At 35.0% G+C, this 22,753-nt stretch carries 20 protein-coding genes and 6 tRNA genes; 1 reads left to right on the forward strand and 25 read right to left on the reverse strand.

The genetic code is table 11. The features are described 5' to 3' along the window. The first annotated feature begins 17 nt into the window (after nt 1-17). The gene (locus BKP45_RS04095; protein WP_071388461.1) at nt 18-1,577 is read left to right on the forward strand and encodes a recombinase family protein; all 1,560 of its coding nucleotides are present in this window, start codon (nt 18-20) and stop codon (nt 1,575-1,577) included. Here the strand turns inward: BKP45_RS04095 and rlmH are convergent. The 25 genes from rlmH to BKP45_RS04220 all read right to left on the reverse strand — a co-directional run bounded on the left by rlmH (nt 1,549) and on the right by BKP45_RS04220 (nt 22,732). After that, the gene (gene rlmH / locus BKP45_RS04100; RefSeq protein WP_071388462.1) at nt 1,549-2,028 is read right to left on the reverse strand and encodes a 23S rRNA (pseudouridine(1915)-N(3))-methyltransferase RlmH; all 480 of its coding nucleotides are present in this window, start codon (nt 2,026-2,028) and stop codon (nt 1,549-1,551) included. The genes BKP45_RS04095 and rlmH overlap by 29 nt on opposite strands. 68 nt (nt 2,029-2,096) lie before the next feature. Further along, on the reverse strand, nt 2,097-2,255 hold the full coding sequence (locus BKP45_RS04105; protein WP_071307761.1) for a CxxH/CxxC protein: 159 nt from the start codon (nt 2,253-2,255) through the stop codon (nt 2,097-2,099). 242 nt (nt 2,256-2,497) lie between these two features. Further along, entirely contained in the window at nt 2,498-3,718 is a 1,221-nt protein-coding gene (locus tag BKP45_RS04110; protein WP_071388463.1) for a S1C family serine protease, read from the reverse strand. A 112-nt stretch (nt 3,719-3,830) separates the two neighbouring features. After that, complete coding sequence (locus BKP45_RS04115) at nt 3,831-4,625, reverse strand: MBL fold metallo-hydrolase (protein WP_071388464.1); 795 nt, start codon at nt 4,623-4,625, stop codon at nt 3,831-3,833. A 15-nt stretch (nt 4,626-4,640) separates the two neighbouring features. Next, a complete protein-coding gene (locus BKP45_RS04120) occupies nt 4,641-5,438 on the reverse strand; it encodes a two-component system regulatory protein YycI (protein ID WP_071388465.1) in 798 nt (265 codons plus the stop codon). Beyond that, nucleotides 5,425-6,792 (reverse strand): YycH family regulatory protein, encoded by a 1,368-nt coding sequence (locus BKP45_RS04125; protein WP_071388466.1) that lies wholly within the window; start codon nt 6,790-6,792, stop codon nt 5,425-5,427. Before BKP45_RS04125 ends, BKP45_RS04120 begins: the two co-directional genes overlap by 14 nt. A gap of 2 nt (nt 6,793-6,794) precedes the next feature. Then, on the reverse strand, nt 6,795-8,612 hold the full coding sequence (walK, locus tag BKP45_RS04130; RefSeq protein ID WP_071388467.1) for a cell wall metabolism sensor histidine kinase WalK: 1,818 nt from the start codon (nt 8,610-8,612) through the stop codon (nt 6,795-6,797). A 2-nt stretch (nt 8,613-8,614) separates the two neighbouring features. Next, nucleotides 8,615-9,319 carry a response regulator YycF gene (gene yycF / locus BKP45_RS04135; RefSeq protein ID WP_071388468.1) on the reverse strand — a complete coding sequence of 235 codons (705 nt, stop codon included), beginning with the start codon at nt 9,317-9,319 and terminating at the stop codon, nt 8,615-8,617. A 272-nt stretch (nt 9,320-9,591) separates the two neighbouring features. Continuing rightward, nucleotides 9,592-11,106, reverse strand: a complete 1,515-nt coding sequence (locus BKP45_RS04140; protein WP_071388469.1) for a peptidoglycan DD-metalloendopeptidase family protein — start codon at nt 11,104-11,106, stop codon at nt 9,592-9,594. A gap of 237 nt (nt 11,107-11,343) precedes the next feature. Further along, a tRNA-Thr gene (locus BKP45_RS04145) sits at nt 11,344-11,416 on the reverse strand. Between the two features lie 19 nt (nt 11,417-11,435). Further along, nucleotides 11,436-11,511: transfer RNA gene (locus BKP45_RS04150), tRNA-Phe, on the reverse strand. 32 nt (nt 11,512-11,543) lie between these two features. Continuing rightward, nucleotides 11,544-11,619, reverse strand: a tRNA-Asp gene (locus tag BKP45_RS04155). Nucleotides 11,620-11,622: 3 nt separating this feature from the next. Next, nucleotides 11,623-11,699, reverse strand: a tRNA-Met gene (locus tag BKP45_RS04160). Nucleotides 11,700-12,103: 404 nt separating this feature from the next. Then, nucleotides 12,104-12,178: transfer RNA gene (locus BKP45_RS04165), tRNA-Glu, on the reverse strand. An 11-nt stretch (nt 12,179-12,189) separates the two neighbouring features. Continuing rightward, a tRNA-Lys gene (locus BKP45_RS04170) sits at nt 12,190-12,265 on the reverse strand. Between the two features lie 389 nt (nt 12,266-12,654). After that, on the reverse strand, nt 12,655-13,941 hold the full coding sequence (locus tag BKP45_RS04175) for an adenylosuccinate synthase (RefSeq protein ID WP_071388470.1): 1,287 nt from the start codon (nt 13,939-13,941) through the stop codon (nt 12,655-12,657). A gap of 391 nt (nt 13,942-14,332) precedes the next feature. Beyond that, entirely contained in the window at nt 14,333-14,824 is a 492-nt protein-coding gene (gene queF / locus BKP45_RS22790) for a preQ(1) synthase (RefSeq protein ID WP_071388471.1), read from the reverse strand. A 3-nt stretch (nt 14,825-14,827) separates the two neighbouring features. Next, on the reverse strand, nt 14,828-15,553 hold the full coding sequence (gene queE / locus BKP45_RS22795) for a 7-carboxy-7-deazaguanine synthase QueE (RefSeq protein ID WP_071388472.1): 726 nt from the start codon (nt 15,551-15,553) through the stop codon (nt 14,828-14,830). Further along, nucleotides 15,550-16,038: a 6-carboxytetrahydropterin synthase QueD gene (queD, locus tag BKP45_RS04190; RefSeq protein ID WP_071388473.1), complete on the reverse strand. Its 489-nt coding sequence runs from the start codon at nt 16,036-16,038 to the stop codon at nt 15,550-15,552. Before queD ends, queE begins: the two co-directional genes overlap by 4 nt. Next, nucleotides 16,031-16,696, reverse strand: coding sequence for a 7-cyano-7-deazaguanine synthase QueC (queC, locus tag BKP45_RS04195; protein WP_071388474.1), 666 nt, complete (start codon nt 16,694-16,696; stop codon nt 16,031-16,033). Before queC ends, queD begins: the two co-directional genes overlap by 8 nt. Before the next feature lie 290 nt (nt 16,697-16,986). Then, a complete protein-coding gene (gene dnaB, locus BKP45_RS04200; RefSeq protein ID WP_071388475.1) occupies nt 16,987-18,351 on the reverse strand; it encodes a replicative DNA helicase in 1,365 nt (454 codons plus the stop codon). A gap of 70 nt (nt 18,352-18,421) precedes the next feature. Further along, complete coding sequence (gene rplI, locus BKP45_RS04205; protein WP_071388476.1) at nt 18,422-18,865, reverse strand: 50S ribosomal protein L9; 444 nt, start codon at nt 18,863-18,865, stop codon at nt 18,422-18,424. Next, entirely contained in the window at nt 18,862-20,832 is a 1,971-nt protein-coding gene (locus tag BKP45_RS04210) for a DHH family phosphoesterase (protein ID WP_071388477.1), read from the reverse strand. The genes rplI and BKP45_RS04210 overlap by 4 nt, the downstream gene beginning before the upstream one ends. Before the next feature lie 11 nt (nt 20,833-20,843). After that, complete coding sequence (locus BKP45_RS04215; RefSeq protein ID WP_071388478.1) at nt 20,844-21,782, reverse strand: YybS family protein; 939 nt, start codon at nt 21,780-21,782, stop codon at nt 20,844-20,846. A gap of 293 nt (nt 21,783-22,075) precedes the next feature. Further along, entirely contained in the window at nt 22,076-22,732 is a 657-nt protein-coding gene (locus BKP45_RS04220) for a potassium channel family protein (RefSeq protein ID WP_071388479.1), read from the reverse strand. Between the last annotated feature and the right edge of the window lie 21 nt (nt 22,733-22,753).

Consider the following 22,753-nt stretch of genomic DNA (forward strand, 5'->3'; position numbering starts at 1 on the left):
ATTAAGGAGGAATATAAATGAAAAAAGTTGTTTTATATGTACGTGTTTCAACAGAAGAGCAAGCAGAAGAAGGTTTTTCAATTAATGGACAAATAAAGGTATTGGAGGATTATTGCCAAAGAAACAAGTTACAAATAGTAAGTACATATAAAGATGAAGGCTTTAGTGGAAAATCCCTTGATAGACCTTCCCTTAAAGAATTACTTAAAGACTGTGAAAGTGAAGAATTTGACATGGTTATGGTGTGGAAAATAAACAGGTTATCACGTAAACAGCTTGATTTTCTAACAATTGTTGACTACTTAGAAAAGCATGACATTAGTCTTTTTAGTTTTAGTGAAAATATTGATGCTTCTACCTCTGTTGGAAAAGCAATGTTTCAAATGATGGGCAGTTTTGCTGAGCTGGAGAGAAATCAAATAGTTGAAAATGTAAAAATGGGAATGACACAAAGAGCAAAAGAAGGAAAATTTAATGGTGGAAGTGTTTTAGGCTTTTCCTCAAAGGATAAACGCTTAATTATAAATAATAATGAAGCAAACCTTGTTAAATATATATTTGATTTATATATTAGTGGCAAAGGATATAAAGCAATAGCAAATAAGTTAAATCATGAAGGTTACAAAACAAAACGTAATTCTAACTTTTCTATTAATTCTATAAAAACAATTATTACAAATCCTATGTATGCTGGCTTCATTCGCTTTAATCAAGTTGAAAATTGGAGTGAAAAAAGAAGAAAAGGTAAGGGTAATAACATGATTTTGGAAAAAGGCGAACATGACCCAATTATTAGTATGGAAATATGGGAAAAAGCTCAGAAAATAAATGAACAAAAATCACATAAACCATCTAAAACATTTACAGGACACTTCCCACTTACAACCCTTTTACGCTGTCCAAAATGTGGACATGGAATGATTGGTCATAAAACTAAAAGGAGTAAAAACAGTAAGGAATACTTACGTTATTATCAATGTGGGAATTACCGTAACAAAGGAAGTGCAGTTTGCAATTCAAATTTAATAAAGGCTGATGAAGTTGAAATGTTTATTTTCAAAAAACTAGAAGAAATAACATCTAAACCAATTGTGCTTAAATCCATTGTTGGGAAGGTAAATGAAAAAATAATAACTCTAAAAGAGCCAATCAAAGAACGACTTAATTACATTTTAGAAAAAATTAAACAAGTAGACAAAAGTATAAATAAGTTTCTTACAATTATTGAGAAAACATCTAATCCCCTTGAGCCAATATTAGATAAGCTTTCAGAGCTTGATAAAGAAAAAAAAGTATTACTAGAGCAAAAAGTACAATTAGAGTATGAGCTTAATAAACCTACTGTAAGGGAGATTTCATTAGAGCAATTACAAAATGTGTTAAGCACTTTTTCAAAAATACTCCCTAATGTTGCACCTGAAAAGCAAAAGGATTTACTCCACTCAATCATTAATAAAATTACCGTCAATGAAGGAGATAAACCAGAAAAAAGAAGTGTCAAAGACATTGAATTGTACTTTGACGCTTCTAAAAATAATAACTATGTGCTTACTTATGGTATGGTTCACCCCGATTAATCCGAAACGCACGATATACCTGTTCCACTAAGATCAACCTCATCAATTGGTGTGGAAAGGTCATTTTTGAAAAGGAAAGCGCAGCATCGGAACGCTGCATAACCGCTGTACTTAATCCAAGAGAGCCACCAATAATAAAGGTAACTTTGCTACGTCCGTAAGTCGCAAGCTTGTCTAGTTCCTTAGCCAGTTTTTCTGAACCCCACATTTCTCCTTCGATTGCTAACGCAATGACGTATGCATCTTGAGACACTTTAGCTAAAATACGCTCTCCTTCTTTTTCTTTTACTTGAAGCATTTCCGCTTCACTTAATTGTTCAGGAGCTTTTTCATCTGGAACTTCAACGATTTCTACCTTCGCATAAGAACCTAAACGCTTTATATATTCATTAATTCCATTTTTTAAGTATTTCTCTTTTAACTTACCTACCGTTATAATTGAGATATTCACAGTTTTTTTCCCCACCTAAAAATGTTATCCACATAGTTTATCCACATATCCACAGAAACCATATGTTTTTATCCACTTATTTTGTAAATAGCCTTGTCTGTACAAAAATGACACGTTGTGGATAACTCATTTTTCGCTTCTATTTTTTCCAAGACCGGTGCAACTTCTTGTTCATCGACAACAATATCCATTGCTAGTTCGACATGGTTTTCACAACAATAATACACGTTTTTCTCTCCTTCGACGATAAATTTTCTAATTCGTAATCATTATCCCATTTTAACGGTTTTCCACAACATTATCCACAGATCATTAAAATTCCACAAAAATTATTGCTATTTCTGCTTATACACAACTATTAGCTCGCATTTTAGTTTTCCACAATTAACAGGGAAATAATAATGAAATAGGTATTCAACACAAAAGAAAGCCTATCAGCAAAATAAACTGGTAGGCTTTCAACTATTAACTATAATGTTTGCTTCGTTAACGTAAATGTTACGGTGTGCTTCTTACCCTCTCGGTAAAATGTAACCTCAAGGTCATCTCCAATGTTCTTTTTCGTATATAAAAATTTACGTAAGTCATGTGTGTCTTGGACTTTTTGTCCATCTAGCTCTACAATTACATCATATTGATCTAGACCTGCACGATCTGCTGGACTCATTGGTTCGACTCTTTCTAATATAACACCCGCTTTCACATCATCAGGTAACTTAAACGTTTCTCTCCAATGGTAACTTGGGACTTCTGAAAGAGAACGAATGACAATACCCATTTGCGGACGTTGAACTTCACCGTACTGCTCAAGATCTTCAATAACAGGAACAGCAATAGCACTAGGAATAGAAAAACCTATTCCTTCAACAGATCCGGCAATCTTCATAGAATTAATACCAATGACCTGTCCTTGAATATTTATCAGAGCTCCACCACTATTACCTGGGTTAATAGCTGCATCTGTTTGTAAAACCTCTGCTTCCCAGTCAACACGCCCATCTTTATTTAAATCAACCGGAACACTTCTTTCAGTCGCACTAATAATTCCTTGTGTAACCGTACGAGAAAACTGTAATCCTAATGGGTTACCAATAGCAATCGCAGGTTCTCCTACTCGCAATAGCTCGGAATTACCGAATTCTGCTACTGTTTCAACATCGTCAGCTGAAATCCTTAGTACGGCTAAATCAGTTATAATATCTGCTCCAAGTAGTTCTGCTGAAACTCTTGAACCATTACTTAAACTCACTTCTATTTGTTGTGCTCCATCTATAACATGCTGATTTGTCACAACATAGGCATGACCATTATTTTTCTTATAAATAACTCCAGACCCAGTTCCTTCTCCTTGTGTTGTTGACCAAAAATTTGATTGTTTTAAATTAATAACACCTACAACTGCATCTGAAACACGTTCTACCGCTTCTGTTATATCTGAATTAACGGTTATATTTAATGTACTATCTACCTGCGAGGAAGCTGGTATCAGTTCTGGTTGAGTAGTTTCAGCGCTTTGGCCTTTTGGAACTACTTCATAAGGTAGCAACCCATAGCTGGAGAGAAATGGAACAGAAAAGATGACAAGCAAAGCTCCAACTACTGAACTAAAGAAAGCTGTAACTCCTATCCCTTTTACATTTTTTCGTTTACTTCTTGTTTCTGTTTGATAATGCTCATCGTAATATCCCACCTGGTACCCTCCTTATTATATTATCCAAAATATAATTTACCAAATTTCATGAAAAAATCCAGTATTTCATTTAAGATTTTTTATTTTTCCTGTATTCCCGAAAATTGAGGTTTTAAACCTCAACTAACTCAGTAGGTTTAGCTGGATCTGTATCAAATAACTTTAGAGATTTTCCTACTTCAAACCCTTGTTCAGCTAAAGTTTGTTTTACAGTCAAGTGAGCCAAATCCTTCATATTATTATCTTGACTCAAATGAGCCAAATACACACGAGTTGACTTCGTACCAATTACCTCTGCCATAGCAAGTGCTGCATCTTCATTGGAAACATGTCCAACATCACTTAAAATACGTCTTTTTACACTCCAAGGATATTTCCCCATTCGTAACATGTTCATATCATGGTTCGATTCGAATATATAGACATCTGAATCTTTAATTGTTCCCTTCATACGTTCACTGACATATCCAGTATCCGTAATAACTGAGAGCTTTTTTCCTTCATGATGAAACACATAAAACATCGGCTCTGCTGCATCATGTGAAACACCAAAAGACTCAATATCTAAGTCTTCAAAACTTTTCGTTTCTTCCATATGAAAAATAAACTTTTGATCAGTTGAAATGTTTCCTAAAGCAGGCTCCATTGCTTTCCAAGTTTTTTCATTGGCGTATATCGGAATTTGATATTTTCTTGCTAGTATACCAACCCCTTTTATATGATCACTATGTTCATGCGTAACTAATATTGCATCCAATTTACTTGGACAACAGTCAATCTTCTTAAATAATTGATCCATCGCCTTTCCACTTAAACCTGCATCAACTAAAACTCGCTTTTTTTCGGTAGCAACATAAATGGCATTACCTGAGCTGCCACTTGCTAATACACTGAATGTTAAACTCATCTATGCTTCTCCTCATTATTGTATATTTTGAATGGCGCCATCGATCGCATTTACATAATAAACCTGTTCATTTACACCAATATTCCACATTGGCGCAAAAACCTGAACCTCCCCTTGAGGTGGCTTAAAAAAACTATAATAACTTAACTCAACCTTTGTGATTACACTATCTGGCGGAATAAGCTGTTGGTTAAATAGTTTTTCAATTGCTCTCATACTTGAAAGCAGCTCTTGTTCCTTCCCTGGAGGGTGGATTGGTTGAATCGTTAAATAATTTTGTTCATACATAACAACTTCAAAGTCATTGTTTAGTTGCAAAAGAAGCGGTAATCGTCCACTTTCATAATTATCAACTTTTTTGCCTTGATACGTTTGATAAAAAAACACTTGCTTTAACTTAGAATCATAATGACTAAAACGATAATGTTGACCAAAATTTATATGTTGTAGAACAAACCCTTTTGCTTGCTCTTGAATGGGCCCATCTTTTTGCCTGAAAGAATGCGGATTATTTAAACTGACTACTATTCCATCATCATTGACTTCCACAACTTTTTGGGAATTTCTTTTCCTCTCGATTTCTTTATCCAAAGGCACTTCAACTGAACCACTTATATAAGTTCCGGTAAGCTGTTCGTCAAACAACTCTGCCTCAATGACAATATTCATTTCCGAAAGCCGTTCTTGTATCGTAGCTTCTAATAGAAAATTAATATTGCTAGCATCTCTTTTTTCATTTAGCTGATAACCTAGGAAAATATTAAGCAATAAAAAAGTAATAATGAAAATTGTTTTTGCCCTACTCCAATCCATCGGTTATCGCCTCACTATCTTCCCTATCATTAACAACATTTACGACTTCCCAACTATTATTGTAATACATAAACCATCTCGGCTCTAAAATAACAAACGACTGCCGTTTAACCATCATATACCCTACATTAATATCTGTTAATAAATAAGGATTAAAATCCTCTATATTATTTATTGCTTTTATAACTTCATTACCCGATGGTAATCTCGTAGACTCGCTGAGATTAATAGGTTCTTCGTCAACGAAAAACAGTGGCCGCTTATATTGTTCTATACGGTTTCCAGTCCCTCGTTGTAGTGTGATTTCGTATAAGTTATTTATCTCAAAAAAGTTGGCACGATATACCGGAATTCCATCAACAAAGAGTCGAAAAGTAATCTCATCCTTGCCACCTACTGGTTTTACAGAATCATAGTAATACGAATTAGTAAAGCCACCGTGACCATTCAAGAAATCCAGTCCAGTAAATAAAATATGTTTATCATTTCGGTCAATCCCATCACCAAAAAACGGATTAATATACTGCAAAACATTACCGTTATTTAATACATTCATCATTCTATTACCATCTGTGAAGGATTCTTCGCCATTTGACTGCAAATAGTTTTTTACAAAGCTGGGATCACTAAATAATGATTGTTTAAAATGTTCAGCAGATATCGTTTTTGCTAAATACGTGCCACTATTTATCGTTAAATCATCTTCAGGTAAAAACACGGTTCCCATGAAGCCATTACCATAGTTAACAATATTATATGGGAATACTTCATAGTAACTTCCGTTTTTACCATCAACCGTTATATCTACTCTAAAGCTTTCTGTAGAAATATTTGTTATTGCATTAGCTACGACTTGCTCATTATTAGAAATGAACCGTGCATGAACTTGTTCTTTTCCATCAGTAGATTCAATAAAAAAAACAATCCTATCTATATTTCTAATAAAACTACTTTTATTATTCTTGAATTGAAAAAACTCATTTAAGGCTTCAAATGGAATACTTGATGGAAAAATAAATTCAATCCCTTTAAAATTCTCATCAATCTCTAAATCTATAAAATTAGTAGTAACAGTTATTTGTTCTACTGATACCCCATGATACTCATCATAATATTTTTGAATATACTCTGAGCTTCCAATGGGGGAAAATGATAAACCATCATTATAAAAAACAATTTGCTTTGGCCGAATTACTTGGTCTAAACCTTTTTCATCGCCAATTTGAGTACGATCAATATATTCTGTACTCTGTAATATTCTATAATTCGGCTGGAAAATCCAAATTTGATAAGTTAAGAACACACTGAGTAAAATTAAGAGCCATAGAATGACGGTTTTTACATGTTCCATCATTATCACTCACCACCTTTATCTGCCGAATAAGGTAAAGTTAATGTAATCCTTGTGCCAATATTCCATTCACTATTAATCGAAATGCTCCCACCATGAGCCGAGACAATTTGTTTTGCTATCGCTAACCCAAGACCAGTTCCACCTAATTTTCGCGAACGAGCCTTATCAACACGATAAAAACGATCAAAAACTTGTGGCAAGTTTTCCGCTGGTATTCCTACTCCTTCATCATTAACACTTATACTTAATTCTTTTTCATTTTCTTTTAAGGAGATCGTAATTTCCCCACCCTCAGGAGAGTACTTGATAGCATTTGACAAGATATTATCGAGAACTTGAATAACTTTATCCCGATCAACAGTGGCAAAAGTCGTATGATTAGGTATATCTCTATGAAAATAAATCTTATCATTATCAGAAACTAACTCATAACGGTCAATGACACTATTTAATAATTTTGTCATATCAATCGTATCTAAATATAGGCGGTAGTCTTTACTATCCATCTTTGAAAGTTGCAGTAAATCGTTTACTAAACGAATCATTCGTTCTGTTTCAGTTTGAGCTACATTTAGAAATTTAGGAGCAATAGTTGGATCATGCAATGCGCCATCCTCAAGAGCCTCAAGATAACTTTTCATTGAAGTTAGAGGGGTTCTTAATTCATGGGATACATTTGCTACAAACTCTCGACGTTCCTGTTCGATTTTTTCCTCCTCAGTAACATCATGTATAACAGTAATAATTCCGTTATAACTACCGTCTTCTTTTTGAATAACAGAGAAATTTGCCTCTAATAAATACTCTTTATCGTTCTCACTAAAATCTAACAACAAAGAACCAGGGTTTCGGTACAAATCATCTATCGTTCTATCATCAAATACACGTAGTAATTCAACGATTGACTTACCTAAGACTTCCTCTTGGGAAACATTCAATAAATTCTCAGCCTGTTTATTCATTAATATAATGCTACCTTCTTTGTCCGAAGCAATAACCCCATCTGTCATATGGGAAAGAACTGAACTTAGCTTCCGCTTTTCCGCTTCTGTAGTAGCGTTTGCTTCTTTTAACTTCGTAGTTAGTTCATTAAACGTAATCGCTAACTGACCTATTTCATCTTTACCATAGACATGAACTTTTCTCGAAAAGTCTCCTATCCCCAATACTTGAGCTTGTTTCCGCATATCTAATATGGGCCTTGTAATAGTTTGAGCTAAAAATATTCCTAAACCACCAGTAATGACTAAAGCAATCAATGTACCCGTCATTAATATTTGATTTATTTGTTGCATTTGTTCATATATTTCTTCTATTGAAGCCTCGATATAAACTGCTCCAATCGTTTCATTATTTGAAATAACAGGTATAGCTAAAACCCGCATTCTATGTCCTGTTGTTTGATCACGGAGAATATCTCTATCTTTTGTTCCAAGTAAAGCTCTTTTCACACGTACTTCTGTCGTTCTCTGCCCAACAACGTGGCGCTTTTGAAAATTAGAAACACTTAAAACTACTTTGTGCTTATCAATAACCTGTACTTCTGCATTCTCAATCGAAAAGAACTCTCGCAATAACACATCGATATCAGCATTTAAACTAGACGTCGTTTCATCTCTATTTTTTTTCATTTCTTGTTCAACGTTATAAGCCAATAAATTTGCCCGTTCTTCTAACATTTCAAAATGATTTTCTACAAGTTGCTCTTCTAACTGTTTTGTAAAATAAACGCCAATCACTTGCATCGCTATTAAAATCAATAATACGTATATAATAACTATTTTTACTTGAATCGATTTAAAAAAACCGACTTTATGCATAATTAATTCCCCTCATGGTTCTTTAAATAGTACCCGACTCCCCTACGTGTAATAATCCAAGTAGGATGACTAGGATTATCCTCTACCTTTTCCCTTAAACGCCTTACAGTTACATCGACAGTGCGAACATCACCAAAGTAATCATATCCCCACACTGCTTGCAATAAATGCTCACGAGTCATAACTTGTCCGATATGTTTTGCTAAATAATAGATTAACTCAAATTCACGGTGTGTTAATTCGATAGCTTCCCCACGTTTGGTAACCTGATACGCATCAGGGTGAATGGTCAGCGAACCTATATTCAACTCTTTTTTTTCAGGTAATACTTCTTCTGGTTGCTGTTGGTGACGTCTTATATTAGCTTTAACCCTCGCTAACAACTCCCTAGTGCTGAATGGCTTTGTTACATAGTCATCTGCTCCGAGTTCAAGACCTAATACTTTATCTATCTCAGAATCTTTAGCTGTGAGCATAATAATTGGCATATCATATTTTTTTCTGACTTCCCGACATACTTCCATACCGTCTTTCAGTGGTAACATAATATCTAGTAAAATTAAATCAGGTACTAAACTCGCAACTTTTTTTACCGCTTCTTCCCCATCATAAGCACACTCAACAAAAAAGCCTTCTTTTTCTAGACTAAACTTCAAAATATCTGCAATCGGCTGCTCATCATCAACTACTAAGATTTTCTTCACCATTTTATTTTCAACTCCCAGTTTTTATAGAAAGTGTCTGATTTGACTGTTTCAAATATATTACTCTAGTGATTTAAGTCTCAACTATATTTTATCATATTATAAAAGCTTTTTTGCCCACTACAATCTGGTTAGCATATAAAAAGTCTGGCAACTACAACTATCGACGTAACACGACAAAACATTTGTTTTCATCACGTCTACACAAGTTGAAGTTACCAGACCTCGAATGTATATTATTTTCATTACTTAAAGGCTACAAACCCCTATACAAATTATCTATTTAAAAAATCCATTGGATTTTTTAGTTCTCCATTTTGATAAACCTCAAAATGTAAATGGATACCAGTTGAATTACCAGTTGTACCCATCACACCAATCTTTTGTCCTCGAGCAACAGTTTGCCCTACTTTGACATCCATTGAAGCCAAATGAGCATATAACGTTCTCATACCATTATTATGATTAATAATAATTTTGTTGCCATAGCCGCCATCCCATCCAGCAAAAGTAACGGTACCATTATCGGCTGCTAAAATATTATAATTGGATGGTCTTGCAATATCGATTCCTCTATGAAATCTACCCCAACGCATTCCTTGATAACTAGAAATATATCCACCTACTGCAGGCCATGCTAATTGTCCAGTACCTCTTGATGGGGTTACTTTTGTTCCACGTAATACTACTCGATTTACTGGTTCTTTTGTTACATTTTCACTAACAATTGTTCTTTCAATCGTTCTACCGTTTTCCCGGGTAATACTATAACTAACTACTCGTTCACCTTTTTGTCCTTCTTGTTGGACTTTCGTTTCACCACGCGACATATTAGCATCGTCTTTTGTTTCTGTCTGAAATGGTATATCTTCTTTAACTTTTGAAGCTTCTTCAATAATTACTTTTACGATCGGTTTATATACAGTAACATTTAATTCATCACCAATTTGTAACAATGTATCTTGTGTAACTTTTGGATTTAAAGCAAGGATTTCATCCATTGAAAGATTGCTTTCTTCAGCAATTGTTCCAAGTACATCACCTGGTTCAACAACATAAACATCATCTTCTAATGTGCCTAAATTAATTTGTTTTACAGCATCCTCTACTGAAAGTATTTCCTCAGGATTTACGACAGCTTCACCAGATTCAATATCCTTTGATAACTTAATATCTAAGATAATCTTCTCTCCAACAGAAGGGTTTCTATCAAGCTCGTCATTTTCTTTTGCTTCCTGGAAATCTTTTAATTCTTCTTTTGAAACATATTGAAGCATTAACTTTTCAATTACCTCTAGGTACTCATCTTCACTACTCACATACGCAATTTCTTCACCCTCGACCTCTAGGGATATAGATTCAGCCTTCACACTTAACCTATTTTCTAATTTTTCTAACGTATCATCAGTATTAGTCCTAGCATTAAAAACAAGTTCAGGAATCATGTCAATCTCTTGCCCGATAACCAATGTCAGGTCTTCATAACTACCACTAAATTCTTGTAAAATATCATTCTTTAATTTTGTAACTAAAGAACTATCATTTACTGAACCGACTCTATTCCCATCAATATAAATGTGATAGATCGATTGTAAACCATTATTTTCGACCTCTTCTTGAGCGTTAACAAAACCAGTATGTAAGTTTGTTGCTAGTAGTGCTGTACATAGTCCTGCTCCAATGACTTTTTTATATTTATTAGTGAATGTTTTCAATAAATTAAGGTTTGTTTTTGTCTTACCTATTAAGCCTTTTGGTAGACGATCTAACCAGTGCTTATAGTGTTTCATGGTTCTCCTCCTACGCTACTTTGTTCAATTTTTTTTATATTAGTAATATTAATGTTTTAATCATAAACTTCATACAACCTATTGTATTGTAACACATCTAGCTTAAAACGGTTTGATAAACTTATAATCGTAATATAACTGTATAATTATTGTTATTATTTAACAGATACCTTATGTTCCCGTACCCAAAAAATAAAAGTCTACCAAATAAATGATAGACTTTTATGTACAATAGAGTGCCGGCCAGAGGACTTGAACCCCCAACCTACTGATTACAAGTCAGTTGCTCTACCAATTGAGCTAGGCCGGCATACTATTAATTTATTTAGTGGTGGCTCGGGACGGAATCGAACCGCCGACACGAGGATTTTCAGTCCTCTGCTCTACCGACTGAGCTACCGAGCCACTATATTAGTCAAAAATACTAAAAACAAAAATGGCGGACCCGACCGGGATCGAACCGGCGATCTCCTGCGTGACAGGCAGGCATGTTAACCGCTACACCACGGGTCCATTTGGTTGCGGGAGAAGGATTTGAACCTACGACCTTCGGGTTATGAGCCCGACGAGCTACCAGACTGCTCCATCCCGCGATAATAATAAATTATTTAATTTGGTACTTGCTTTTGATGTGTTGACTCGCTCTTCCTCTACTAGTAATGCTTTGTAGCTACTGCGTCGAGCTGCGGTGCTTTTCCTTCGAAGCTAACTCATTGTGCTCCATCCCGCGATAATAATAAATTATTTAATTTGGTACTTGCTTTTGATGTGTCGACTCGCTCTTCCTCTACTAGTAATGCTCTGTAGCTGCTGCGTCGAGCTGCGGTGCTTTTCCTTCGAAGCTAACTCATTGTGCTCCATCCCGCGATAATAATATTTTTTGACGTGTCCACTATTTCTTCTTATAGTGACACTTCAAATCGTTACTTTGATCTTAACGTGCCGACAAGAACTATTATAACCACTTCCGTCTTGTTTTACAACAACAACTTAAAATTGGTGACCCGTACGGGATTCGAACCCGTGTTACCGCCGTGAAAGGGCGGTGTCTTAACCGCTTGACCAACGGGCCAAAGATGAAAATGGTGAGCCATGAAGGATTCGAACCTTCGACCCTCTGATTAAAAGTCAGATGCTCTACCAACTGAGCTAATGGCTCATCTCTTAACGACAAGATTTATAATATCATATCTAAAAAACAAATGCAACACTTTTTCCGAAAAAACTTTTTAAAAAATAATGTGACTTGTTTTTGCAACACTTTTACTAGAATATACAATTACTAAATAAAAATCAAGTTTTTTTAAAAAAATTCTCTACCCTCTATATAAGAGTTCAATTGAAATCAGTTGCTTGACTGAAGTGACCGAACTCGTAGACTGCTTGCACTAGACAGTTTCTAAGTTAGAAATTTATAAAGCTGAACTTCAATCAGTGAGGGTTTTACTGCCCCTTAAAAGTGGAATAAATAATTCTTATTTTTTTTTAAAAGAGCACGAGTTATTAATAAACTCGTACTCCAATTTAATCATTATTGAACTTGAGATCTTATGCAAACACGCCTCTTACAAGATTTGTTTGGCTACGATCAGGTCCAACAGAGAAGATTGTTAAAGGAATTCCAGTTAGTTGAGAAATACGCTCAATATAATGTCTTGCATTTTCTGGTAATTCATCAAGAGATTTTACTCCTGTAATATCTTCCGTCCAACCTGGTAACTCTTCAAATACAGGCTCACACTCTGATAATACTTTTAAGCTTGCTGGGAATTCTTTCATAACTTCGCCTTGATATTTGTAAGCCACACAAATTTTCAGTGTTTCAATACCAGTAAGTACATCAATTGAATTTAACGATAGATCTGTAATACCACTTACACGTCTCGCATGACGAACAACGACGCTATCAAACCAACCGACGCGGCGTGGACGACCTGTAGTTGTACCATATTCATTCCCTACTTCACGAATACGGTCACCAACTTCATTTTTTAATTCTGTTGGAAATGGTCCATCACCAACACGTGTTGTATATGCTTTAGATACTCCAACTACATGATTAATTTTAGATGGTCCAACACCTGATCCAATTGTTACTCCACCTGCAATTGGATTTGAAGACGTAACGAAAGGATATGTTCCTTGGTCAATGTCTAACATTACCCCTTGGGCACCTTCAAATAGAACGCGTCTTCCATCATCTAGTGCATCATTTAATACAACAGATGTATCAACTACATATTGTGCAACTTGTTGACCATACTCGAAATATTCGTCTAAAATTTCTTCTTTTGTAAAGCCATCAACTTCGTAATACTTTTCAAACATACGATTTTTTTCCTTTAGGTTACGCTCAAGCTTCATTTCGAATTCTTCACGATCAAGTAAGTCGGCAATTCTAATACCTACACGTGCTGCTTTATCCATGTAAGCTGGACCAATACCTTTTTTCGTCGTTCCAATTTTGTTGTCACCTTTACTCTCTTCTTCCACAATGTCTAACTTAATGTGGTAAGGAAGGATGACATGAGCACGATTACTAATTCGTAAGTTGCTTGTATCTACACCTTTGTCATGTAAATATTTTAATTCTTGCACTAACGCTTTTGGGTCAATAACCATCCCATTACCAATTACGCAGATTTTATCTTTATAAAAAATACCTGAAGGAATTAAGTGTAGCTTGTACTTTTTCCCATCAAAAACAATCGTATGACCAGCATTATTTCCGCCTTGATACCTTGCTACAACTTCAGCTTTTTCAGACAAGTAGTCTGTAATTTTTCCTTTTCCTTCGTCTCCCCACTGTGTTCCAACGACAACAACTGATGCCATTAATGTTACACCTCCGCAAATAGTTAAAAGAATATATCTATTTTTTCCTAGTAATATTTTATCCATTCAAAACCATAGTAAGTGTAACAATTTACTAAAGTAAAGTCAATAAAATCCGAACGATTTATTAGTAATGTAATGATTTGTTCGTAAAAACTTTTTCTATAAGAAAACATAAAAAAAATGTTGATTCGACTAAATGATCATTATAAAAGACTCCATAATTGTTCTTCTCTTGTAGTATTTCGGTTAGATTTCCATATTGATACATAGTCATGCTCTATTTGGTTATCCTAAAGCACTATTTCCTTAATCCCAATTCAAAATTAAGGCTTAGAGATCATCTTTAATCCCTAAGCCTTTTAACTAAATGCTATACTCAGCAGCTTGATTACCTATTATCAACTTTTTCTGGGTACATGTCATGGTTAAACATTCGTTGCTTTGCCATCTCTTCAAACATTGTTCCTTTTTTCCCATAGTTTGCGTAAGGATCAATTGAGATACCACCTCGTGGCGTGAATTTCCCCCATACTTCAATATACTTCGGATCCATCAACTCAATTAGATCTTTCATAATAATGTTGATACAATCTTCATGGAAGTCCCCTTGGTTACGGAAACTAAAAAGATAGAGCTTTAACGATTTACTTTCAACCATTTTTTCACTAGGTATATATGAAATATAGATCGTTGCGAAATCAGGTTGACCTGTTTTTGGGCAAAGGCTTGTAAATTCAGGACAATTAAATTTTACCCAATAATCATTGTCTAGATGCTTATTCTCAAAAGTCTCTAAAATTGATTTATCATATTCGAATTTATATTCGACATTTTGGTTACCTAACAAAGATACACCTTCTAATTCATGATCTTTTCTCAATGTTTACACTCCTTTTTTATTACCCCAAAGTAACGTATGAAGTTGTGGTAATACTCTTACATTATTGAATTCTGGATCAACGACAACTTTACTAACAAGCCATTCTAATTTTTGAATTAACATTAAAGCAAGTCGTTCGTTACTCTCATCAGATAAATCTTCATTCCCTACCTGTAAATAAAAAGGTACTGCAGGAAATTTTTTATGAACATTCTTTGCATATTGTAAATCTTTATCATTAAAAATAACTACTTTTATACTAACGTGCCCATTATCTATTCTTTTAGTTAAGAGTTGTAATATATCCTCTAATCTATCAAAATCTGTCTTCATACCACTGCTAGGGGGCTTAGGTGAAATCGTTAAATCGTCAATCTCAACCATCCAATCTTGCCAAACACTACCTTGTGTTTCTAGACCAACCTTGAAATTTTTCTCCTTTAGTAAACGAATAAGAGTGCTCAATGACTTAATAAGAGCTGGATTCCCCCCTGAAATCGTCACATGTTCAAAATTATCGAGTCCTATTTTCTCTAATTCTCTAAAGATCTCTTCAGCATTCATCATCGTAATGTCTTCTTTGCCACTGCCATCCCAAGTAAAAGCAGAATCACACCAAGAGCATTGGTAATCACAACCTGCCGTTCTAATAAAAATAGTTTTTTTACCAATAACGGCCCCTTCACCTTGAATGGTTGGACCGAAAATTTCAATGACTGGTATTTTCATTCCATCCACTCTCTTCTAGCTTCTGCATAGCTCGTTGGTGTTTCAAATAAACGAACAAACTCAACTCGTGGCTTTAACGTCTTGAATTGACTGTCTTTCAAATAGTCAGCCATTTTTTCATAAATCCATACAACCATATTTTCTGCTGTTGTATTCATAAGCGGTAATGTCTCATTTAAATATCTATGATCTAAATAAATTTCAATTTGTTCTTTCCAGATTTTCTTAATATCACCAAAATCAATGGCAATACCAATTTCATCTGTTAGCGAACTAATTCCAAAAACGACTTTATACGTATGACCGTGTAGGTTCTTACATTTACCTTCATAATGATGAAGATGATGAGCTGCATCAAATGTGAACTCTTTACTTACTAGGACTCGTTTATTATGATATCTTAGCTGTTCTTTTTGAATATCTTCACCAAACTTTTGAAGCTTATCGACAATACGAAAACCAAATAAGTTATGACTGTTACACATTGGCTGCTCCTCCTTTTTGCTCCTCTAAATGCTTACGTAATCCTTCTTTACGGAGCTTACAAGCTGGGCACTCACCGCACCCGTCACCAATAATACCGTTGTAACAAGTTAACGTTTTTTCTCTTACATATTCAAAGGCACCTAGTTTATCAGCAAGGGCCCATGTTTCTTTTTTATCAATCCACATTAATGGTGTATGAATGACAAACTGATAGTCCATCGATAAATTTAACGTGACATTTAAAGATTTTATAAACACGTCACGGCAATCTGGGTACCCTGAAAAATCTGTTTCACATACACCTGTAATTATATTTTTTATTCCTTTGGCTTTTGCCATGATAGCTGCAAACGATAGAAAGAGATGATTCCTACCATCTACAAATGTTGAAGGTAATTCTCCTTCTCCACCTTCTTTTATCTCTATGTCACTTCTAGTTAATGCATTTGAAGTGAGTTGATTTAAAAGACTCATATCTATAACCGTATTTTCTACACCTAGATCACTAGCAATTGCCTTTGCAACATCAATTTCTTTATTATGCCTTTGGTTATAATCAAACGTTACCGTTTCGACTACATCAAAGTTTTTCAGTGCCCAAAATAGACAAGTAGTCGAATCTTGTCCACCACTAAACACCACCAATGCTTTTTTCATATTTAAACACTCCTTAGTTTTTTTTAACGAGAGGAGATCGCGAACTCTCGATTTTATTAAGAAAATTTTATAATCTTCTATAAGACTCTTCTTAGAAAATGCCTCTCACTATTTTACATACTCGCTCCCATAAACACAAGATGTCCCCTCTAGAATATACTGGAGGGGACTGCAAAATATGCTATTTAAACTACTCGTAACGCTCTGAGGCAAACTTCCTCGTCACATAGCTGCACGATGTAATCCATGAAGTAACTCACGATGTGATTGAAGTCAGTGGCTACGCCATCCTAGGCCCCTGCTGGGATGTTATTTTCATCGAAACGTCGTTCTAAGTTAACGAATTTATTATACTCTTTCACAAAAGCTAGTTCGACGGTGCCTACTGGACCATTCCTTTGCTTGGCAATAATAATTTCAATAATATCTTTATTTTCGGATTCCTTATCATAGTAATCATCGCGATAAAGGAATGCTACGATATCGGCATCCTGCTCAATACTTCCCGATTCACGAATATCTGACATCATTGGGCGCTTATCTTGACGCGATTCAACTCCACGGGAAAGCTGTGAAAGGGCAATAACAGGAACTTCTAATTCCCTCGCAATTGCTTTTAATGTTCTGGAAATCTCAGAAACTTCCTGTTGACGATTTTCACCACTTCTACCATCTCCTCGAATAAGTTGTAGGTAGTCGATCAAAATCATCCCTAAACCTTTTTCCTGTTTTAATCGTCGGCACTTTGCACGGATATCGTTTACTTTAACACCAGGAGTGTCATCAATATAAATACCTGCTTTAGAAAGACTCCCCATTGCCATTGTCAACTTCGTCCAATCTTCTTCTATAAGAGATCCTGTACGTAGTCGCTGTGCGTCGATATTTCCCTCTGCACAAATCATCCTCATAACAAGCTGAGATGCCCCCATCTCTAAACTAAAAATAGCTACATTTTCATCCGTTTTAGTTGCTACATTTTGTGCTATGTTTAAAGCAAAAGCAGTCTTACCTACAGAAGGTCTCGCTGCAACAATGATTAAGTCATTTCGTTGAAAACCAGCTGTCATTCTATCAAGTTCAGAAAATCCTGTTGGGATCCCTGTGATATCACCTGTTCGATGCTGAAGCTGCTCAATATTATCATATGCTTCAACGAGCACGTCCTTAATTGAAATAAACGCACTCGTATTCTTTTTATGTGAAACTTCTAAAATCGTTTTCTCTGCTTCATTTAATATTGCATCAACTTCTTCTTCTTCAGCATAACCTTCAGCTGCAATTGTAGTGGCAACACGAATTAAACGTCTTAATATAGACTTCTCTTCAACGATTTTACTATAGTACTCAACATTTGCAGCTGTAGGTACACTACCTGCTAGATCACTTAAATAAGATACTCCCCCGATTTCTTCTAGCCACTTTCTATCTTGAAGTTCTGCTGTAACAGTGACAAGATCAACAGGCTCTCCTCTTTCAGCTAAGTTTATCATCACACTGTAAATTCGCTGATGTGCTGCACGGTAAAAGTCCTCTGATGTCAATCGCTCTGATGCTGTGACAAGTGCCTCCGGTTCTAAAAATATTGCCCCTAGAACAGCTTGTTCTGCTTCAACGTTTTGCGGCGGAGTGCGGTCAGCAAATAATTCACTCATGATGGTTCCACCTACCCTTTTTAATGTAAGATCTAGAATGATTGAAAAGTGATACCGTTACTTTATTGCATTATCCTTCAATTACATGCACTTTAATTGTTGCTGTTACTTCTGGGTGTAATTTAACCGGAACATTGGTATAACCTAGTGCACGAATTGGTTCATCTAATTCGATTTTACGTTTATCTACTTTCTTTTTCATTTTACCAAGTGTATCAGCAATTTGTTTACTTGTGACAGCTCCGAAAAGACGGCCACCTTCACCAGATTTTGCTTTAATTTCTACAGTAAGTTTCTCTAATTCATCTTTATAGGCTTTTGCTTCATTTAACTTTTCTTCGGCACGCTTTTCTTCGCCTTGCTTTTTCACTTCTAATGTTTTTAAGTTTCCTGAAGTTGCTTCAGAAGCTAGTTTATTTGGAAGTAAATAGTTTCTTGCATATCCTTCCGAAACATTTTTGACTTCACCTTTTTTCCCTTTACCTTTTACATCTTGAAGAAAAATTACTTTCATGATTCTTTTCCCCCTTCAAAGTATTGATCTATTTTTTCTTTTAATAATTCTTCCGCTTCATCTACTGAAATGCCTTCAAGTTGTGTTGCAGCGTTTGATAAATGACCGCCACCATCAAGCATTTCCATAATTAATTGCACATTGACGTTTCCTAATGATCTAGCACTAATACCGATCGTATCATCTTTTCGTTTTGAAATAACAAACGAAGCCACGATACCATTCATTGAGAGTAGCGTATCTGCAGCTTGTGCAATCAGCACTTGACTGCAAACTTTATCCGAACTTCCTTTAGCAATCGCAACACCATTACGGTAAATATGCGCATTCTCAATAAGACGAGATCGTTTAATATACTGATCTAAGTCTTGTTTAAGAAGTTTTTGAACCAAAGCAGTGTCTGCTCCTTGTGATCTTAAATAGGACGCTGCATCAAATGTTCTAGAGCCTGTTCTAACTGCAAAACTTTTCGTATCAACAATAATTCCCGCTAATAACGAAGTTGCTTCTAACAAATCGAGTTTTGTTTGTTTAGGCTGGTATTCAAGAAGTTCTGTCACTAGCTCAGCTGTTGATGATGCATAAGGCTCCATATAGACTAAAACTGACTCTTCAATAAATTCTTCACCACGGCGGTGATGATCTATCACAATTACACGATCAATTGTTTCCAAGACTTTCGGCTCAATCACTAGCGAAGGCTTATGTGTATCAACTACAACTAAAAGAGTATCATTCGTTACCTCTTCTAAAGCTTCTGTAGGAGTAATAAAATGCGCCCATAAGCGATCATGTCTCTCTACTTCCTCCATTAACTTCCTTACGTCCCTACTAATATTTTCAGGGTCTAAAATAATATATCCTTCTTTACCATTTAGTTGCGCTAATTTTAGTACACCAATAGCTGAACCTACCGCATCCATATCAGGATTTTTATGACCCATAATCATGACACGGTCACTTTCTAAAATGAAGTCACGAATTGCGTGGGAAATAACACGTGCTCTAACCCTAGTTCGTTTCTCTACAGCATTTGACTTTCCGCCATAAAAACGAACCTTACCGTTTTTTTGTTTAATAGCTACTTGGTCACCACCACGTCCTAGTGCCAAATCTAAACTTGATTGAGCAAGTAATCCAAGCTCTTGGAACGTTCCTTGCCCACTACCTACTCCAATACTTAGTGTAATAGGTATTTTTTCGCTAGAAGTAGCTTCTCTTACCTCATCGAGTAAATCAAATCTTGTTTCTTCAAGTTTTTCGAGAACTTCTTGGCGGAATATAGCTAGAAAACGATCTGATGACGTCCTTCTTAGAAAGACACCGTGTTCCTTTGACCAATTATTTAAAGTAGATGTAACTTGGCTCATTAACTTACTTCGAATTTGGTCTTCCATACCTTGTGTTACTTCATCATAATTGTCTAAGTAAATAATAGCAATAACAGTTTGTTCCTTTTCGTACAGCTTTTTCACATAAACTTCTTCTGTTATATCAAAAAAGTAGATCAGCCGTTCATCTCTCTTTATAAGAGCTCTAAAAACATTTTCGCCAATTTGAATGGAAGTCTCTTTTTCGTCACTGTCAATAACACTAAATAAATCTTCATCAATTTTAGTGATTGGTTGACCGATGCACTCTTCTTCTATAAATGAAGTAACCATAGGATTTACCCATTGGATTATTTTGTCTTCATTGTAGAGAAGCATACCGATCGGCATTTTCGTAACCGCTTCCTCCCCAGCCTTATTAACTCGATACGACAGTGTAGAAATATATTTTTCTAAATCTTTAACAAAATAATTTTTCGCTTGAATAGTATAGATAAGTCCGACCCCTAAACATAGAAAGCCGACTAGGCCAAAAATCCATTGATATAACGTTAATATTCCAATAAAAATGGCTGCCACAGCAAACAAGGCGATGACATGATATCCGTGCCACCGTTTAAATAAGAACTCTGGCATAATTTCAACTCCTACTCATTTCGAGTTTTCATTCTTTTTCGAAGTTCGAATCCTAAATCAATTATACCTAAAATTCTATATATATAAAGAAGAAATGGGGCTATAATCGTAACAATTATAATTATGATAGGAATTGATTTATTTAACTTCTTGGCATAACAGTAGTAAAATACGACTGCTAACCCTTGAATTGTCATGACAATTTCTAGTAAGGGAAACAAATTCCACATGACAATATGAAGTGCGGTCCCTTCTTGTAGGCCAATAATCATTAAAATAGAAGCAACTAGATAATACCATAAAAATGACTTCGGAAATGACCATTCTCTAAATGGTTTAAACTTAGGTACTTTCATACCAATTCTTTTTAATACTGCATATGCAATAAGTTGGATAAATAAGGCATAAAAAGCTCCAGTTGAAATAATAATAGATGGCGCTAGAACGATAAGCTGATTAGTAAAGTCGACAAGCTGAGCAAGCTGAGCACTTGGATCTTGTCCCAATGCAAGTAACATTGCTTCAGCAGCATTGATTGATTCAATCATTAACTCCTGAGTTGCTTTCACTGGATGAATATCAAATATAAGAATACTTAAAATGAAATAAAAAAGCAGATTAACAATATACGCTAAACTACCTCCTAATAAGACAGTAAAGGCAGACTTTTTTCTTCTAAATAATTCCCCAACTACTAGCCCACCACTTCCAAAAAAGATAGCACTAATAATTAATAATGGTCCCCCAATAATAAATGAAACAAATGAAGCTACAAAAAATAACAGTAAGCCAGGTTTCCACCCATTTCGTAAGGTATAAATAATAAATGGTAGTGGTAGTATCCAAATTAAAACAGAACCCAGTACTGGCAAAATGACTGTCGTAAAAGCTATTAATGCAAATATTGCTGCAAATATCGCTCCTTCAGTCATTACCTTTGTGTTTTTCAATCTTATTTCCCTCTTTTCTCTAAATGACTAAATGATTTATCTAAACATAGGATCGTTTCTTTTAACCCCAAATATTTTTCTTACCCTTAACGTCTTTCTATTTGTTAAAGGTAAGAAAAATATTATATAGTAACGAACACCATTACCGTATGACTCGTTAATGAAATTTTTCTCATAAATAAGGTATGTTACTAGCATCTTCCCCTATCACCTTATAATATAAACAACCCTCAATAATTTTCACTATTTTAGCCTGTAAAAAGTAAAATTCTACAATTGATTGTAACACACGATTATAAACTCTCATCTTCAAATCGTTTTAAGTCATTGTTATGGCCTATTAGTATTAAAATATCTTTATCTAAAATGATCTCGTCAGGAAGAGGCGTGATAATAACTTCTTCCCCTCGCTTAATCCCTAATATTGTACACCCATATTTAGCACGAATATCTAACTCAAATATCGTTCGATTTGCTACTTTATTTGAAGCTATTAGCTCCATTATACTGTAGTCAGGTGAGAGCTCAATATAGTCTATAATTTTCTCTGATACTAAATAATGAGCTATTCTTACACCCATATCATGTTCAGGATGGATAATTCGGTCTGCACCAATTTTTTCAAGAACTTTATGGTGGTAGTTGTTTTGAGCTTTTACCCATACTTGGCTTACATTTAATTCTTTAAGTAAAAGTGTACAAAGAATACTAGCCTGAATATTATCACCAATTGCAACAATAACATGTTCGAAATTCCTAATTCCTAACGATATCAGCGTATTTTCATCCGTCACGTTAGCAATAACAGCATGTGTTGAATAATTAGCAAATTCGTTAACTTTATCTTCATTTGTATCAATAGCTAGTACTTCATGGCCCATTGAATAAAGTTCCTTACATACACTTCCACCAAATCTCCCTAATCCTATCACTGCAAACTGTTTTTTCACTTAGATCAACCCAATCCATAC

The sequence above is a fragment of the Anaerobacillus alkalidiazotrophicus genome, from assembly GCF_001866055.1.